Origin of the sequence: Cryobacterium suzukii (assembly GCF_004403185.1) — a bacterium.
Classification (GTDB): Bacteria; Actinomycetota; Actinomycetes; order Actinomycetales; family Microbacteriaceae; genus Cryobacterium; species Cryobacterium suzukii.
Map to the genome: position 1 here is coordinate 115,277 of NZ_SOHJ01000004.1, position 16,046 is coordinate 131,322.

At 63.5% G+C, this 16,046-nt stretch carries 17 protein-coding genes; 8 read left to right on the top strand and 9 right to left on the bottom strand.

What is annotated here, in order from left to right:
- Positions 1-36: 36 nt before the first annotated feature.
- Positions 37-849 carry an IclR family transcriptional regulator gene (locus tag E3T39_RS04920; protein ID WP_134513623.1) on the bottom strand — a complete coding sequence of 271 codons (813 nt, stop codon included), beginning with the start codon at positions 847-849 and terminating at the stop codon, positions 37-39.
- Positions 850-1,013: 164 nt separating this feature from the next.
- Between E3T39_RS04920 and E3T39_RS04925 the strand changes: the two genes are divergently transcribed.
- Genes E3T39_RS04925 through E3T39_RS04940 form a run of 4 tightly spaced genes read left to right on the top strand, consistent with a single transcriptional unit; the run spans position 1,014 to position 4,455 of the window.
- Complete coding sequence (locus tag E3T39_RS04925; protein WP_134513624.1) at positions 1,014-1,979, top strand: ABC transporter substrate-binding protein; 966 nt, start codon at positions 1,014-1,016, stop codon at positions 1,977-1,979.
- 52 nt (positions 1,980-2,031) lie between these two features.
- Positions 2,032-2,835 (top strand): ABC transporter permease, encoded by an 804-nt coding sequence (locus tag E3T39_RS04930; RefSeq protein ID WP_134513625.1) that lies wholly within the window; start codon positions 2,032-2,034, stop codon positions 2,833-2,835.
- The gene (locus E3T39_RS04935; protein ID WP_174845093.1) at positions 2,832-3,605 is read left to right on the top strand and encodes an ABC transporter permease; all 774 of its coding nucleotides are present in this window, start codon (positions 2,832-2,834) and stop codon (positions 3,603-3,605) included. The genes E3T39_RS04930 and E3T39_RS04935 overlap by 4 nt, the downstream gene beginning before the upstream one ends.
- Positions 3,595-4,455 carry an ABC transporter ATP-binding protein gene (locus E3T39_RS04940; RefSeq protein ID WP_241979522.1) on the top strand — a complete coding sequence of 287 codons (861 nt, stop codon included), beginning with the start codon at positions 3,595-3,597 and terminating at the stop codon, positions 4,453-4,455. Before E3T39_RS04935 ends, E3T39_RS04940 begins: the two co-directional genes overlap by 11 nt.
- Before the next feature lie 14 nt (positions 4,456-4,469).
- Here E3T39_RS04940 and E3T39_RS04945 read toward each other — a convergent pair whose 3' ends face one another.
- From E3T39_RS04945 to E3T39_RS04975, 7 genes are all read right to left on the bottom strand, one after another.
- Positions 4,470-6,056 (bottom strand): 5-guanidino-2-oxopentanoate decarboxylase, encoded by a 1,587-nt coding sequence (locus E3T39_RS04945; protein WP_134513627.1) that lies wholly within the window; start codon positions 6,054-6,056, stop codon positions 4,470-4,472.
- Positions 6,053-7,012 (bottom strand): agmatinase, encoded by a 960-nt coding sequence (gene speB, locus E3T39_RS04950; RefSeq protein WP_134513628.1) that lies wholly within the window; start codon positions 7,010-7,012, stop codon positions 6,053-6,055. The genes E3T39_RS04945 and speB overlap by 4 nt, the downstream gene beginning before the upstream one ends.
- 39 nt (positions 7,013-7,051) lie before the next feature.
- Positions 7,052-7,816, bottom strand: a complete 765-nt coding sequence (locus tag E3T39_RS04955; protein WP_134513629.1) for an amino acid ABC transporter ATP-binding protein — start codon at positions 7,814-7,816, stop codon at positions 7,052-7,054.
- Positions 7,813-8,733, bottom strand: coding sequence for an amino acid ABC transporter permease (locus E3T39_RS04960; RefSeq protein ID WP_134513630.1), 921 nt, complete (start codon positions 8,731-8,733; stop codon positions 7,813-7,815). The genes E3T39_RS04955 and E3T39_RS04960 overlap by 4 nt, the downstream gene beginning before the upstream one ends.
- Positions 8,733-9,659, bottom strand: a complete 927-nt coding sequence (locus E3T39_RS04965) for an ABC transporter substrate-binding protein (RefSeq protein ID WP_166784043.1) — start codon at positions 9,657-9,659, stop codon at positions 8,733-8,735. The genes E3T39_RS04960 and E3T39_RS04965 overlap by 1 nt, the downstream gene beginning before the upstream one ends.
- A 168-nt stretch (positions 9,660-9,827) precedes the next feature.
- Positions 9,828-10,376, bottom strand: a complete 549-nt coding sequence (locus E3T39_RS04970) for a helix-turn-helix domain-containing protein (RefSeq protein ID WP_198416086.1) — start codon at positions 10,374-10,376, stop codon at positions 9,828-9,830.
- Positions 10,377-10,384: 8 nt separating this feature from the next.
- Positions 10,385-11,053, bottom strand: coding sequence for a cyclase family protein (locus tag E3T39_RS04975; protein WP_134513632.1), 669 nt, complete (start codon positions 11,051-11,053; stop codon positions 10,385-10,387).
- A 101-nt stretch (positions 11,054-11,154) separates the two neighbouring features.
- Here E3T39_RS04975 and E3T39_RS04980 point away from each other — a divergent pair, with 101 nt between their 5' ends.
- From E3T39_RS04980 to E3T39_RS04995, 4 genes are all read left to right on the top strand, one after another.
- On the top strand, positions 11,155-12,723 hold the full coding sequence (locus tag E3T39_RS04980; RefSeq protein WP_134513633.1) for a purine-cytosine permease family protein: 1,569 nt from the start codon (positions 11,155-11,157) through the stop codon (positions 12,721-12,723).
- On the top strand, positions 12,720-13,124 hold the full coding sequence (locus tag E3T39_RS04985; protein WP_134513634.1) for a YybH family protein: 405 nt from the start codon (positions 12,720-12,722) through the stop codon (positions 13,122-13,124). Before E3T39_RS04980 ends, E3T39_RS04985 begins: the two co-directional genes overlap by 4 nt.
- A 183-nt stretch (positions 13,125-13,307) precedes the next feature.
- Positions 13,308-14,528, top strand: a complete 1,221-nt coding sequence (locus E3T39_RS04990; RefSeq protein WP_241979523.1) for an NRAMP family divalent metal transporter — start codon at positions 13,308-13,310, stop codon at positions 14,526-14,528.
- Complete coding sequence (locus tag E3T39_RS04995; protein WP_241979524.1) at positions 14,519-15,316, top strand: putative hydro-lyase; 798 nt, start codon at positions 14,519-14,521, stop codon at positions 15,314-15,316. Before E3T39_RS04990 ends, E3T39_RS04995 begins: the two co-directional genes overlap by 10 nt.
- 24 nt (positions 15,317-15,340) lie before the next feature.
- Here E3T39_RS04995 and E3T39_RS05000 read toward each other — a convergent pair whose 3' ends face one another.
- Positions 15,341-16,021, bottom strand: a complete 681-nt coding sequence (locus tag E3T39_RS05000; RefSeq protein ID WP_134513635.1) for a GntR family transcriptional regulator — start codon at positions 16,019-16,021, stop codon at positions 15,341-15,343.
- Positions 16,022-16,046: the final 25 nt, after the last annotated feature.

Consider the following 16,046-nt stretch of genomic DNA (forward strand, 5'->3'; position numbering starts at 1 on the left):
GCAGCGTTTCCACTCAGTGAAAGGGTCGACACTCCTTCACTGCTGAGCACGCCGGTAACCCAGCGCCCGACTGACCCCCTGCGCGGCCAGGCGCACGGCTTGCTCCTGCTCCGGGTCAACCGTGTCGGTGGTACGGGTCACGATGGATACGGCCGCTACGACCTGGCCTGTGCGATCGCGAATGGGGGCGGCCAGAGAGCTCGAGCCGGCGGTCATCTCCTCGGACATGCGGGCGATGCCTATCAAGCGAATCTCGGCGAGCCGCTTTCGTACTGCTTCTGGCTCGGTGACCGTGCGCGGCAGAAAGCGCTGCAAGCTCGTGGCGAGATATTCCTGCACCACATCGGTCGGCGCGTAGGCCAACAGCACCAGCCCGACCCCGGTCGAGTGCAGCGGCAGGCGCGCACCGACCCGCGAAATCAGGCGCACTACGTGATGGCCTGAGAGCTTCTCCAGATACAGCGCGTCGCGCCCGTCGAGAATGGCGAGGTGCACGTGTTCGCGCGTCGTCTCGTAGAGGTCTTCGAGGTAGGGCAGCGCGATGGTGCGCAGGTTGCGGGCCGTCGGGGTCTGCACGCCGAGCTCCCACAGCTTCATGCCGAGCGAGTATTGGCCGTTCTCGTGTTTGCTCAGGCCTCCCCAGCTGACCCACTCGGCCACGAGCCGGTGTGTGGTCGACAGCGGCAGGTTGGCCCGTTGGGCGATGGCTGTCAGGGTCAGGGTGAGAGAGGTCGCCCCGGTGGGAGCCCCGAAGGCGTCGAGAATGGCGAAGAGTCGGGCCGCGACGGAACGGTCGTCCACGGCTACTTCGTCGCCGCTCGCCCGTGTCTGTGCCGGTTTTCCACTCATCGCACGTCACGCTACCGCGATCCGCCGAGAACTTCCACTGAATGGAAGCGCAGGTTTGAGTGGGGAAATCCGTGGCTAGTCTCCAATCAGAGCCGATCATCAGGCTCGCGGCGCCCCGCGTAGCCACAGCAGCACGACCCGCACCACCACACAATGGAGTGAACATGAAGAAATCGCTATTGATCGGAATTGCCGCGGCATCCGTTCTCGCCCTCAGCGCCTGCTCGGCCGGTTCCGACTCCGCTGCGCCCGCCGGTGGCGGCGACGCACTGACACCTGTCACGGTGGGTGTCATCCCGATCGCCGACACCGCTCCCCTCTACTTGGGCTTCGACCAGGGTTTCTTCGAAGACGAGGGCCTCGAACTCACCATCGAGACCGCCACCGGCGGTGCCGCGATCGTGCCCGCCATCGTTAACGGCGACTATCAATTCGGCTTCAGCAACCTGGGCTCACTCATGGTCGCCAAGGATAAGGGCCTGCCGCTCGAACTCGTCAGTGCAGCCGTGGCCTCTACCGGAGATGTCACGAGCGATATGGGAGCCATTGTCGTCAGCGGCGACTCGCCGATTGAAACTCTCGCCGACCTCAATGGCAAGACCGTCTCAACCAACAGCCTCAACAATCTGCTCGACACCGTCGCACGCAGCACGATTGACAGCGCCGGTGGCGACTCGTCCACCGTCTCCTTCGTTGAAATCCCGTTCCCGGATTCCAGCGCCGCCGTGGAAAACGGCCAGGTCGACGCGGCGTTCGTGGTGGAACCGTTCGTGACTTCGGCTTTGGAGAACGGTAACCGGGTCCTCTCCTACGGCTTCGCTGAATTTGCCGACAAGCTCGACATAGCCGCCTATTTCTCCTCCGCTGCCACCGTGGCGGGAGACGCGGAACTGGTCACGAAGTTCCAGGCCGCGATGAAAAAGTCGCTTGAATACGCCCAGGCCAATCCCGACGCCGTGCGCGCGATCATCGCGACCTACACCGAAACACCGGCCGAGGTGCTCGCCAAGATCGTACTGCCGACCTACCCGACCGAGTTCAACGTTGACGCCGTCACGGCGCTCAGCGAGGCGGCCCTCAAGTACGGCGTGGTCGAGAACGCGCCCGACATGAGCACGTTCCTGCCGTAGCCGCGCAGCATCCGTTTGCATCGCTCCGACCACGAGGAAGTGGCTTGCCAGAATGAGAAAACAACGTAGCGCCGTTGCCGGGCCGAAAGCGAAAGCTTTGGGCCTGGGCATCGGCGGAATTGTCCTGTTCTTCCTGATCTGGGAAGCCGCTCCCCGCCTCGGCCTGGTCAGCGACCGCTACCTGCCACCGGCCAGCGAGGTGCTGGTGCGGCTCGGGCAGTACCTCACCGAGGCCGCGTTCTGGAACGACGTCGCCGACACCATGACGAGTTGGGCACTGGGCCTCGCCATCGCCACGGTGGCTGCGATCGTCGTCGGCCTCGTTATCGGTTCCAGCCGGTTCCTCCGCCGCGCCACCCACACCACGATCGAGTTTCTGCGCCCGATCCCCTCGGTCGCTCTCATTCCGCTCGCCGTGCTGATCTTCGGCACCAGCATCGAGTCGACCCTGTTACTCGTGGTCTATGCCTCGTTCTGGCAGGTGCTGCTGCAGTTGCTTTACGGCATTGCTGATGTGGATGCCGTCGCCAACGACACCGCGAAGAGTTACGGCCTCGGCCGGCTCGCCCGGGTGCGCTACGTCATCTGGCCCACCGCGCTGCCCTACCTGATGACCGGGCTGCGCCTGGCTGCGGCCGTCGCCCTGATTTTGGCGATCACCGCGGAACTCATCATCGGCACCCCCGGCCTCGGCAAGCAGATTGCACTCACCCAGTCCGGTGGCGCCATCTCCTCGATGTATGCCCTGGTTCTGGCCACCGGCATGATCGGTGTGCTCATCAACCTCGGCGCGCGCATTCTGGAAAAGCGGGTGCTGTCGTGGCATCCTTCCGTGAGAGGAGACGTCGTCCTGTGAGTCCCCTCACACGCATCGCCTATTTCTTTGGCCTTCCCATATTGCTCATCGTTCTCTGGTACGCGCTGTCCTTCGGCTCCACCAACTTCTTCGTACCCAAGCCCATTGAACTCGCCCAGACCCTGTGGACCACCTGGATCGGCGACCGCTTCTTCGACGACGTACTACCGAGTCTCGGCCGTCTCGCGGTCGGCCTATTCTTTGCCATCGGCCTCGGCATCGTGCTCGGCCTGCTGATCGGTTCCACCCGCTGGCTGCGCAACCTGCTCGAACCGCTGCTCGAATTCTTTCGCGCCATCCCACCGCCCGTGCTCGTGCCGCTGCTCATGCTGCTCATCGGCGTCAACGACAGCATGAAGGTCGCCGTCATCATCTCCGGCGCCATCTGGCCGGTGCTGCTCAACACCGTCGAGGGCGTGCGCGCCGTTGACTCGGTACTGAACGACAGCTGCCGCAGCTACGGTATTACCGGTTTCGCACGCATCCGCTATTTCGTGCTTCCCGCTGTGACTCCCCAGATCATGGCCGGAGTGCGCCAATCGCTGTCGATCGGCCTGATTCTGATGGTCATCAGCGAGATGTTCGCCTCCTCCTCTGGCCTCGGCTTCACCATCGTGCAGTTCCAACGCAACTTCGCCATCCCCGAGATGTGGAGCGGCATCGTCGTGCTCGGTCTGATCGGCCTGGGCCTGGCCCTCATCTTTCAATTCGTCGAACGACGGGTACTGCACTGGTACCACGGTCTGAAGGAGATCACTCATGACAGTTAGCGAGACCACCATGAACCAGCCCGTCAAAACCGTGCCGATGCTCTCGGTGCGCGGCCTGCAGAAGATCTACAAGGTGCCCGGCGGCGACGTCGAGGCCGTACGTGACCTCACCTTCGACCTCGCCGAGGGCGAACTGGTCTGCCTGGTTGGCCCATCAGGGTCGGGAAAGACCACCCTGCTCAAGTGCATCTCCGGCTTGATGGAACAGACCAGCGGCACCATTGAGTTAGCCGGCGCCAAGGTCACCGGGCCGCCCAAGTCGATGGCCGTCGTCTTTCAGGAATACGGCCGCAGCCTCTTTCCCTGGATGACCGTGCGCGCCAACGTGGAACTGCCACTGAAGAACCAGAAGGTTCCGAAGGCCGAACGCGCCGCGTTCGTGGATGCAGCCCTCAAGTCGGTCGGACTCGACCACGTGCCCAAAAGCTATCCCTGGCAGCTGTCCGGCGGCATGCAGCAGCGCGTGGCCATCGCCCGCGCCGTCGCCTACCGCCCGCAGGTACTGCTGATGGATGAGCCGTTCGCTGCCGTCGACGCGCAGACCCGCGCCGACCTTGAAGACCTGATTCGCACCATCTGGAAGCAGCTCGGCGTGACGATTTTGTTCGTCACCCACGACATCGACGAGTCGGTCTACCTCGGCGAGCGCGTCATCGTGCTCTCAAGCTCCCCGACCGTCGTGCAGGAAGACCTCACAATCGACTTGCCGGCCGAACGCGACCAGCTCAACACCCGAGCGCTGCCCCGCTTCATGGAGCTGCGCTCGCACGTCTACGCTGAGATCCAACGAGCCAAGCTCGGCCCGGTCACCGAGCAGATCACCGCGCAGCGCAGAACCGCCGTCAAGTAATTGGGCCGACGGACCTAGAGGACCACTTCGATGACGGTAGGACGATCGGCGGCGAGCGCCCGGGTGACGGCCTCGGCCAACCCGTCGAGGCCGTTCAGCCGCACGCCGTAGCCGTTGCAGGCCACTCCGAGCGCGGCAAAGTCCGGTCCGGTGATGTCGACACCGATCAGGTCGATTCCGCGCTCGATCTGCTGGTCGCGAATCTCGGCGAAGCCAGAATTATTCATGATGATGACCGGAAGGCCCAGGCCCTGTTCCGCCGCCGTGACGAGTTCCATCCCGGTGAATTGAAACCCACCGTCGCCAACCAGCACGATGACCGGGCGCTCCGGCGCGGCCAGTTTGGCACCGATCGCCGCGGGCAACCCATAACCGAGCGTCGCGTAACCGGTCGGGTACAAAAACTGATTCGGCTCATCCATCGGCCAAAAGTGCACGGTGCCGTAATACGAGACCTGTGCGCTGTCTCCAGCAACAATCGTCGCCCGGGGCAGCGCCATGCGAAGCACCTCCTGCACCTCGCGCCACGGCGCACCGTCGACTAGTGCGGCCACCTCTATCTCACCCCGCGCGGTACCTGCGCGCACCTGCCCGGCTGAACCGGCAGCCTCCGACAGGAGCACTATCAGGTCGGTCAGGATCGCAGCAGCATCACCCTCGAGCTCAATGGTTGCTGCCAGGTTTTTGTCGAGCTGCCCAGGATCGATGTCGATTCGAATGACCGCACCGGAGGTCGCGATCGTGCCGCCCCAGAGATCGGAATCGCCCAGTTCCGATCCGACAATGAGGAGCACGTCGGAGTCGTTCAGCAGCGTCTGCGCGGGAGCCAGCCGTGCCGACGCCCCGAGCGACAGCGGATGGTTCTCCGAAATAACCCCCTTGCCGTGCACCGTTGTAACGACCGGGGCATCCAGCAGTTCGGCCAGCCGGAGCACCTCAACACCGGCTCCGCGGGCACCTCCACCAGCGAGAATGCTGACCCGACGGGCCGTTCCGAGCAGGCGAGCAGCGGCAGTCAAGGACTCTGCAGACGGATGCTCCATCTCGCGTTGCGCCGCAGTCGGCCCCTTCCCGCCCAGCGCCCAAGCCCCCTCCAGAAGGTCAAGCGGAATTTCCAGGTGCACGGGGCGTGGCCGGCCCACCCTCCATCGGTCGAATATCTCGGCTATGGCCGGCCCGATCTCGTCAATCTCGCTCACCCGCACGCTGCGTTCGAGCAGGGCATCCATGTGTCCCTGCTGATTTTTCACTTCGTGCAGCCAGCCGACGTTCTTGCCTTCAAGGCCGCGTGGGATGCCCGGCGAAATCACCAGCAGCGGAACGGAGTCAGCGTAGGCGGTGGCTGCGGCCGTTGTCACATTGGTTAACCCTGGTCCGCTCGTCGTGATCACGACGCCCGGACGACCGGAGACTCTGGCATACCCGTCGGCGGCATATCCGGCGCCCTGCTCGTGCCGCGGGGTGACATGACGGATGCCTGACCCGGCGAGGGCGCGATAAATCTCAAGATTATGAGTACCCGGGATACCAAAAACGACCTCGACACCCTCCGTCAATAGTGCCGCGACCACGGCCGCGCCGCCGTTGCGCACGGCCGTCATGCGCGGGGCGCCCGCGGGGTCATGGCGGAGATAAGCTCGTAGGCCACGTGCGAGGCCGCTACGGCAGTGATCTGGGCATGATCGTAGGCCGGCGCTACTTCGACGACATCGGCGCCAACCAAATTGACCGATCGTAGAGCGCGAATGATGGCGAGCAGCTCGCGGCTGGTGAGGCCGCCGGCCTCCGGGGTTCCGGTGCCCGGTGCGTGTGCCGGATCGAGAACATCGATGTCGACCGAGACGTACACCGGGCGATCACCGAGACGGGCCAGCATCCGCTCGATGACTCGGGCGACTCCCTCTGTTTCAAGTTCATGCCCGGCAATGATCGCAAACCCGAGACGGGCGTCATCGGTCAAGTCGTCGCTGCTGTACAGCGGCCCACGGATGCCGATATGGAGACTGGCCGTGAGATCGATGAGCCCTTCCTCGGAAGCGCGCCGGAAGGGAGTGCCATGGGTAATGGGGGCGCCGAAGTAGGTGTCCCAGGTATCCAGGTGGGCGTCGAAGTGCAGCACGGCGACCGGCCCGTGCTTCGCGGCAACGGCACGCAGCAGGGGCAGGGCAATCGTATGGTCGCCGCCAATGGTGACCAGTCGGGTGCCGCCCTGGCCGAGATGCTTGGCCGCGACCTCAATCTGCGTGATGGCCTCATCGATGTTAAACGGGTTTGCCACGATATCCCCGGCATCGACGACCTGCTGCGCATTGAACGGTTCGACGTCCTGCACCGGGTTATAGGGGCGCAACAACCGGCTCGCTTCGCGAACATGGGCCGGACCGAAGCGGGCGCCGGGCCGGTAGCTGACGCCACTATCGAACGGTACACCGACCACGACGATATCGGCGTGCCCGACATCCTCGAGGCGCGGCAACCGAGCGAAGGTGGCGATGCCGGCAAAGCGCGGCGACAGACTGGCATCCGACGGACCGACGGGCTGGGGTGACTGGGGCATTGAGTTCCTTAGACGTGGTCCCTGAACGGGAGCGAACGATCAAATTACTTTGGCGAGAAAACCGCGGGTGCGCGGATGCTGCGGGTCGTCGAGGACCTGCCGGGGCGGCCCGTGCTCGACCACAACGCCGCCGTCCATGAAGACGACGCGGTCGGCGACTTCGCGGGCAAAACCAATTTCATGGGTGACGACGATCATCGTCATCCCGTCGCTGGCGAGGTCTTTCATGGTGTCGAGCACCTCGCCGACGAGCTCGGGGTCGAGCGCCGATGTGGGTTCGTCGAAGAGCATCAGCGTTGGGTCGAGTGCGAGTGCCCGAGCGATGGCCACGCGTTGTTGCTGTCCGCCAGAGAGTTGCGCCGGATAGAAATCAGCGCGGTCGCCGAGGTTGACCCGCTCCAGGAGCTCGTGGGCGCGCGCTTCGGCATCCGCCTTGCTTTGACGTTTCACAAAGATGGGCGCTTCCGTAATGTTCTCCAGAGCGGTGCGATGCGGAAACAAATTGAACTTTTGAAACACCATTCCGATGCCGCGCCGCTGAGCGGCGATCTCGTGTGGTCGCAGTTCATAGGTATGGCCGTGGGCTCGCCGATAGCCGATCAGGTGCCCGTCTACCCAGATCTCTCCCTTGTCGATGCGGTCGAGATGGTTGATGCACCGCAAGAAGGTGGACTTGCCGGACCCGGACGGTCCCAATACACAGACCACCTCGCCCCGATTGATTTCGAGGTCTATGCCGCGCAGTACCTCGAGGTCACCGAAGCTTTTGCGCACGTTGACGGCACGCACCAACGGTTCGGTCATGAGGGTGTCCCCTGTCGTTCGGCGGCGCGAATGACGGGCCGTGGCCCGGTGACAGACCGGTCGAGGCGTCGTTCGATGCGCACCTGGATGATGGTGAGGATCGTGGTCAGCAACAGGTACCAGATGCTTGCGACGATCAGAAGCGGAATCTGCTGAAAGTTGCGGGAGTAGATCAACTGCACCGCCGTGAGCAGCTCCGGCAGGCCGACAACGATCACCAGTGAACTCAGTTTGAGCATGGAAATGGTGTTGTTGGCGATCGGAGGGAGCACGACCCGCGACGCCTGCGGCAGAATAATCCGGCGGTAGGCCAGCATGCGACTCATCCCCACGGCTTCGGCGGCTTCGCTCTGACCCGGATCGACAGATTTTATGCCAGCCCGAATGATTTCTGCCATGTAGGCGGCCTCGTTGAGCCCCAACCCCAGGATCGCGGCCGTGAACTGGCTGATCAGCACATTGGTCGGGATTTCGACGAAAGTCGGCCCGAACGGGATCCCGAGATTGATCACCGGAAGGATCGACCCGAGGAAGAACCAGAACAACAATTGCACCAGGATCGGTGTTCCGCGAAAGAACCAAATATAGCCCGACGCCACGAAACTGAGCACCCGGTTTCCCGACAGTCGCATGATGGCGAGGACCGTGCCGAGCACGATGCCCAGCACCATCGCTACGACGGTCAGCTCCAGGGTGAGAACCAGCCCACGCATGACCGAGCGCTCAAACAGGTATCCCGCTACGAGGTCCAGGCGCAGCTTCTCATTCGTGACCAGGAACTGCACAAACAGAGCGGCCGCAACCAGGATTGCTGCAACGCCGATCCACTGGCCTGGATGCCGAACCGGACGGATCCGTCCACCGTCTACCGGTTGCTCGTTCGCCCTGGTCAGGGTCGACGTTGACGGGACCGTCATTACTCCACGCCGGAGTTGATCGGAGCGCCGGTGAGCGCCTGCTTCTCCAGTCCCCACTTAGCCAGGATCTGGTCGTACACGCCGGACTCAATCACGTTGAGCAAGGCGCCCTGCACGGCGTCACGCAGCTCGGGGTTGTCCTTGGGAACGACGATGCCAACGGGGAGCGTATTGAACGGGTCGCCAGCGAGTTCGAAAGCGTCGTTTGAGGTCTGGACCGTGTAGGCGAGGGTCACGTCGAGCGCAACGGATGCGTCAGCCCGGCCGCTGGAAACAGCCTGCACGGCACTCGCTTGGTCGGGAAAGGGAAGCTTTTCAATCGCGGCTTTGCCCGCGTCCGCGCAGGCGGCCTGTAACGAATCAATCGTCAGGTCGCCGGTCGCGCCCTTCTCCACGGACGCGCTGTGGCCGCAGAGGTCTTCCGGACCGTTGATGTCGACGGCGTTGCCGCTCGCGACGAGAATCGACACTCCGGACTGCAGGTAGTCGACGAAGTCGACCTCTGCCTGACGCGAGGGCGTATCGAGGATTCCGGTGAGGGAAAGGTCGTAGCGACCGGCCGCGATGCCACCGACGATGCCGTCGAAGTTGACGTTTTCAAACTTGAAGTCCACATCGAGGACCTGTCCGAGGGCAGCGCCAAGGTCCGCGTCGAAACCGACCACCGTGGTGCCGTCAACATCGAAGAACTCCATCGGCGGAAAGGAAACACCCGATGCGACGTGCACGACGCCAGCGTCCCGCAGATCGGCCGGCACAGCCGCGGCCAAGGTCGCATCCGCTTTCAGCGTGTCGATGACGGATGCGGCATCTACGGCTACCGCGGAATCATCGCTCGGGGCTGCGCATCCGCTCAGCAGAAGGCCGGATGTGACTAGTCCGGCGAGCAAAGCGATCATGCGCGTGGGGTGTGTCAGGGGCTGCATTGAAAATCCTTCATCTCGACATTGAGTGACCAATAAGAAAGAAAACATGTCTATTGGTAATATTTCCTTGTGGCCATGGTGGGCGCTAGCACCGTGCAATGTCAAGTCCGGCACGACAACGCCACGTTTGCGTCTGTCGCGATTGCAGTGCGCCGGACAGCGTCGGTTCTATGGCGCGGGGGTCATCACCCAGAGCACCGCGCATTCCTCGGTGTTCGAGGTGTTCCGCCAGGTGTGCGGGTCGCGACCACGAAAGGTCATGGCGTCGCCGGGGTTGAGCAGAAAATTCTCCTCGCCAATCGTCAGCCTCAACGATCCACTCACCACGAAAACGAATTCGACGTCACAGTCCAGCACGTACAGGTCATTCCCGGCCGAACCGCCAGGCTCGATAACGGACTGAATGACCTGAAGCTGGCTTTGTGTGCCCGGGGTCACCAGGAATTCGGACGCCCCACGGCCACCGAAATTGATTGGTGACCCCTGGCCGGCACGAACGATCTGCGCCGGGGGAGATTCGAACAGCTCCCCCACTCGCAACCCGACGGCATCGCAAATCGCCACGAGCGTGGCGACGGATGGCGACACCTGGTCGCGCTCAAGCTTGCTCACGAATCCTTGGCTGATGCCGGCAATCATGGCCACGGCCTCCAAGGTCATGCCATTGCGCAAACGGGCAGCGCGCAAGCGCAACCCGATCGGAACCTGTCGACCCACTTTTAGTCCTAGACCTCGAGCTGCAGCGCAACCGCACGAACCGGTGCCCCATCAGCTGCCTCAAAGGCTATCGGCAGAAGCGACACGAGAGCGTCATCGAAATCGATCGCGGCGAGGTTGGTGAGGTTTTCCGCAATCACACCGGCGACATCGGCGATGAGGTGGTGCACCGGGAAACCCTCCCCCGCGTGATCTGAATCGGGCGTCTCGTCAATGTTGATTGCATCGATGCCGAAGGTGCGCACCCCGAGTGCGATCATGCGGCGGCAGGCATCCGCTTCGAGAAACGGGTTGTCAAAGTAGAGGTCCGTGCCGTAGTGCGCGCTCCAGCCGGTGTGCAACAGCACGATGACACCCGGTTCGAGCTGGTCGGCCACCGGCGCAACATGCTCCCACGTGATCCGGCCGCGCGGTCCGAGGCCCTGCGCATTCACGATCGCCGCGCGACCGACGAACCGATCGAGCGGCAGTTCGTCAATTTTCGGGGCGGACTCATCGAAGTGGTACGGGGCGTCGACGTGGGTGCCGGTCTGCGATCCCATGCTCACACTCAACAGGTTGAATCCGTCGCGTTCGATCGTGCTGTGCACCTCGAACCGCGGCTGGGGGTCTCCGGGGTACGTCTGGGTGGTGGAGTTCACGACAAGCGATAGATCAACAACCCTGTTTATCCTCATAGTCAAAAACTATTGCACATTAGTCAAGTACGGCGCTAGTGTCGACTTCAGCTTGTTCTCGAGCCCACCCCAATACGCGCGTGAAACCGAAGGCAGTAACCATGATCGACAACAACGACGTTGCCCCCGGCATCAAAGCGGTCACCCTGAACGCCCGACCCAAGGTCACCGAGGTCGAACAACACGGGATCGACACCATTCCCGACGCCGATCGCACCTCGACCTGGGTCGATCTGCTGCGCATCCAGTTTGGCGGGGCCAATACCTTCGCCACGGTTCTGCTGGGTACTTTTCCTATCGTTCTGGGTCTGTCATTCTGGCAAGGGGTGCTCGCTACCGTCGCGGGCGTGCTGGTCGGCTCTCTCTTCCTCATGCCGATGGGACTGTTCGGGCCGAAAACCGGCACCAACAATGCCGTCTCGTCCGGAGCGTTCTTCGGCGTGCGCGGTCGCGTGGTCGGATCCTTTCTCTCGCTGCTGACCGCGATCGCGTTCTACTCGATCTCCGTCTGGATCAGCGGGGACGCCCTCGTCGGCGCGCTCACCCGGCTCGCCGGCGTCACCGACTCGATCGGTCTGCGCACGATCGTGTACGGCGTGATCGGCATCATCGTGATCATCGTGGTCGTCTACGGGTTTCAGTTCATGCTCCTGGTCAACAAGACCGCCGTTATCGCGAACACGGCGCTCATTCTGCTGGCCATCGTCGCCTTTTCGGGAACGTTCGACGCTGGGTACAACCCCGGCCCATCGGCTTTTGCGCTCGGCGGATTCTGGCCGACATTCGTCGCCTCCGCGCTCATTGTTATGGCCAACCCCATTTCGTTCGGAGCATTCCTCGGGGACTGGTCGCGGTATATTCCCAGAAGCACACCGCCGCGCAAGCTGTTCCTCGCCACCTTCCTCGGGCAACTGTTGACCCTGATTCCGTTCCTGTTCGGAGTCGCAACGGCCACGATCGTCGCCGGTCAGGGCGACTACGTGTTTGCCTTGATTCAGGCCAGCCCGATCTGGTACGCGGTGCTGCTCATGCTTGTCGCTTTCATCGGGGGCCTGTCGACCGGCAGCACCTCGCTGTACGGTACCGGCCTGGACTTCTCGTCAGTGTTTCCACGATTCAGTCGGGTGCAGGCGACGATCGCCATCGGCGTTGTCGCGTTCATCTTTATTCTCACCGGGCGACTCTTCTTCGACCTGTTGGAAGCCGTCAACGCTTTCGTCGGTGCCATCATCGTGACGACGACGCCGTGGATCGTCATCATGACGATCGGCTATTTCGTGCGGCGCGGTCACTTCGATGCCCGAAACCTGCAGGTTTTCAATAGGGGCGAGGTTGGCGGCGTGTACTGGTTTCACGCCGGAGTCAACTGGCGCGGAATGGTCGCCTGGATCGGCGCTGCCACGATCGGTCTGCTCTTTGCCAACTATCCGCCGGTGATTGTCGGCCCCTTCATCACGGCTGGTGGCGGCATCGACCTCAGCCTGCTCATCGCGGTAGTGGCGGCAGCGGTGCTCTATCTCGGAGCGTTGTGGCTCTTTCCTGAACCCCGCTTCGTGTTCGGTGCCAACGGCGCGCGCATCGCGCCCAGCCGGCCCGGCGATCCCGAGCCCATCGTGACCGACCACGCATCAACCGCCGCCAAGGTCGCGGTCTCTCGGGCACGCAGATGAACGAGGCTGAGATCGACGCACTGATCGCCATTGACGCCATCATCGATAATTTCTCTCAGCACCAGCGTGAGGCGTATTTTTCCGGCTTTGCAGCGGATGCAACGTTCCTCTTCTATACGGCGCCGCACCGCCTCGACAGCCGGGACGCTTACCAATCGCTGTGGGCTGATTGGGAACGGGACTTCGGCTTTCGGGTGGTGAGTTGCTCGTCCAGCAATCGACGGATCCAGATCTTCGGCAATACCGCGGTCTTCAGCCATGATGTCGACACGAAGATCCGTGAGAACGACACCGAGCGCACGGTGTTCGAACGTGAATCGATCATTATGGAACGCCGGGAGGGTGCCTGGTTGTGTGTTCACGAACATTTGTCAGCGCGGCCCCTCGAAGGCGAGGCCTAGGTGGGCGGGGTAGCCATCGTGACGGGCGCGGCCAGTGGACTGGAAGCATCCGTTTGTCAGGGCAGATTACAGGATCGGACAATTCGTGCAGAAGAGTTGCGCGGATTGTTGAACAATCATAGGCTTTCTCACAATCAGTGACCGCCGGTGCTGACTCGTATTCCAAAGAAGTGAGCAGCGCCAATGGCCACGACCGTCACACGCAAACCAAAGAAGCTCAAGAACAAGCATCGGGGCGCACTGCTCGGTGCCATGTTCCTCATGGCCACCAGCGCGGTCGGCCCCGGCTTCATCGTGCAGACCACCACCTTCACGGTGCAGCTCGGCGCCGCCTTCGCCTTCGCCATCCTGGTCTCGATCCTGGTGGACATCGCCGTGCAGCTGAACGTCTGGCGGGTGATTGGGGTCAGCGGCAAGCGCGCCCAGGAACTCGCCAACACCGTGCTGCCCGGCGCCGGCTGGTTTCTCGCCGCGCTGATCTTCATTGGCGGGCTCGTCTTCAACGTGGGAAACATCGCCGGAACCGGCCTCGGCACGAACGTTCTGTTCGGCGTCGACCCGAAGATCGGCGGCCTCGTATCGGCCGCCATCGCCATTGCCATCTTCCTGAGCAAGCGCGCCGGCGTGGCGCTCGACAAGATCGTGGTTGTGCTCGGCGCCGTCATGATTCTGCTGATCGGCTACGTGGCGATCGTGTCGCAACCGCCGCTCGGCGAGGCGCTCAAGAACGCCGTGATTCCCGACAATGTGGACTTTCTCATCATCACGACCCTCATCGGCGGCACCATCGGCGGGTACATCACCTATGCCGGCGCGCACCGCATGATCGATGCCGGCGTTTCGGGCCGCGAGAACGTGGGCGAGATCACCAAGAGCTCCATCCTCGGCATCATTATCACCGGCGTCATCCGCGTGCTGTTGTTCCTCGCGATTCTCGGCGTTGTCGCCGGCGGCGTTGCCCTCACCAGTGACAACCTCGCGGCCGAAGCGTTCCAGTCCGCGGCGGGCGACATCGGCCTCAAGCTGTTCGGCGTCATCCTCTGGGCCGCATCGATCACCTCGGTGATCGGAGCCGCGTACACGTCGATCTCGTTCGTCACCACCGCCAAGACCTCGCCGCGGGTGCGCAGCATCGCCACCTGCGTGTTCATCGCGGTGTCGGCAACGGTCTTCACTCTGCTCGGCCAGGCTCCGGCCACCCTGCTCATCATGGCCGGCGCCGTGAACGGGCTGATCCTGCCGGTCGGCTTTGCGGTCATACTCTGGGTGGCGTGGCGCCGCCGCGACCTGCTCGGCGGCTACGTGTACCCGAAGTGGCTGCTCGTCATCGGTGTCGCCGCCTGGCTACTCACCCTCTATCTCGGCTACCGCTCGCTCGGCGGCCTCGTGCAGCTGTGGGCCTGAGCGCCATCGACCGGACCAATCTTGCGCCGGCCCAGGCCCGCGCACTCTTTCGCGACGGCCTCGCCACGCCGACCGCGGGCTGGTCGAGCGGTTTCACCCAGGCGAACCTCATCATCGTGCCAAAGGAGCAGGCCTTCGACGTTCTGCTGTTCGCCAACCGCAATCCCAAGCCGTGCCCGATCCTCGGCGTGCTCGAGGCCGGGCAGACCACCGGCCCGCTGCTGGTCGGCGGCGACATTCGCACCGACGTCGGCCGCTACACGGTCTATGAGAACGGGGTGCTCGTCGATGAGCCCACCGATCTCTCTGCCTGGTGGCGCGACGACCTGGTGACCTTCATCGTCGGCTGCAGCTTCACCTTTGAGGCGGCTCTGCAGGGCGCGGGCATTCCGATCGCCCACATCGAGCAGGGCCGGAACGTACCGATGTACCGCACCAACCGACGCTGTGCATCCGCTGGCAGCATGGCTGGGCCCCTTGTCGTGTCGATGCGCCCGATCGCCGCTGACCGGGTAGCGGATGCCGCGCGCATCACCGCGCGTTACCCCGCCGTCCACGGCGCCCCCGTACACATCGGGGATCCGAGCGATCTGGGAATCCGTGACCTCGCCAAGCCTGATTTCGGAGACCCGGTGACGGTGGCCGACGGCTTCGTTCCCGTGTTCTGGGCCTGCGGAGTCACACCGCAGGCGGCCGTGATGGAGTCGCGCCCGCCGCTGGCGATCGGCCACGCCCCCGGCCACATGCTCATCACGGACGCCCGCGACTCCGACTATCTGGTGCCGTAGCTCGCCTCAACGCGGGTCGCCCCTTCATGCGCGGGCGTGCGCCTCGAGCAGCTGCTGTTCGGCGCGGCGCAGGTAGTCCACCATGAGCACGGCCGCCGTCGCGCGTTCCCCCGCCTCGAACTTCGCGAGAATGACGGCGTTGTCGTCGATGTAGGGCGCGTGAAACAGCGGATCGGCCACCATCGAGTGGAACACCAGCCGCATCTCGGCGAGCACCTGCGTCATCTGCGCGTTGAGGCGGTCACTTCGAGTCAGTGCGACGACGCCCGCATGAAAGTCCTGGTTGGCGCTCGCCATGCCCGGCACCGAACCGTCACTTCGAGCGGCCCGGGCGTGCGCGATCGCGGCGTGGAGGGCATCCGTTGGCGACGTGGTCGACCAGGTGAGCGCTGCCGGTTCCAGAAAGCGTCGCACCCGGTAAATCTCACGGATATCGTCGGCGGTCGGCCGGGCCACGAAGACACCACGATTGGGGATGCGGGTGACGACGTGCTCGCCGGCGAGGGTGGCGAACGCCTCGCGCAGTGTGTTGCGGGAAACGCCGAGCACCTCGCAGAGCGGCTCCTCCGACAGTTTCGCGCCCGGCGCGAGCTGACCGCCCGAGATGCGCTCGCGCAGCATCGACGCCGCCCACAAGCCGGTTTCGGCGTGGCGCACGTCGACGCTCTGGCGACGCAGGTCGGGCAGGATCTCGTCGAGGGTCATAGGCACAGCGTATCCATTGTCCGGT

Coding starts and splice junctions, on each gene's coding strand:
- E3T39_RS04965 (WP_166784043.1), bottom strand. CDS start 9,659: ATGCAGCCCCTGACACACCCCACGCGCATGATCGCTTTGCTCGCCGGA.
- speB (WP_134513628.1), bottom strand. CDS start 7,012: ATGCCCCAGTCACCCCAGCCCGTCGGTCCGTCGGATGCCAGTCTGTCG.
- E3T39_RS04925 (WP_134513624.1), top strand. CDS start 1,014: ATGAAGAAATCGCTATTGATCGGAATTGCCGCGGCATCCGTTCTCGCC.
- E3T39_RS04920 (WP_134513623.1), bottom strand. CDS start 849: ATGAGTGGAAAACCGGCACAGACACGGGCGAGCGGCGACGAAGTAGCC.
- E3T39_RS04990 (WP_241979523.1), top strand. CDS start 13,308: ATGGCCACGACCGTCACACGCAAACCAAAGAAGCTCAAGAACAAGCAT.
- E3T39_RS04930 (WP_134513625.1), top strand. CDS start 2,032: ATGAGAAAACAACGTAGCGCCGTTGCCGGGCCGAAAGCGAAAGCTTTG.
- E3T39_RS04960 (WP_134513630.1), bottom strand. CDS start 8,733: ATGACGGTCCCGTCAACGTCGACCCTGACCAGGGCGAACGAGCAACCG.
- E3T39_RS04980 (WP_134513633.1), top strand. CDS start 11,155: ATGATCGACAACAACGACGTTGCCCCCGGCATCAAAGCGGTCACCCTG.
- E3T39_RS05000 (WP_134513635.1), bottom strand. CDS start 16,021: ATGACCCTCGACGAGATCCTGCCCGACCTGCGTCGCCAGAGCGTCGAC.
- E3T39_RS04945 (WP_134513627.1), bottom strand. CDS start 6,056: ATGACGGCCGTGCGCAACGGCGGCGCGGCCGTGGTCGCGGCACTATTG.
- E3T39_RS04940 (WP_241979522.1), top strand. CDS start 3,595: ATGACAGTTAGCGAGACCACCATGAACCAGCCCGTCAAAACCGTGCCG.
- E3T39_RS04955 (WP_134513629.1), bottom strand. CDS start 7,816: ATGACCGAACCGTTGGTGCGTGCCGTCAACGTGCGCAAAAGCTTCGGT.
- E3T39_RS04985 (WP_134513634.1), top strand. CDS start 12,720: ATGAACGAGGCTGAGATCGACGCACTGATCGCCATTGACGCCATCATC.
- E3T39_RS04975 (WP_134513632.1), bottom strand. CDS start 11,053: ATGAGGATAAACAGGGTTGTTGATCTATCGCTTGTCGTGAACTCCACC.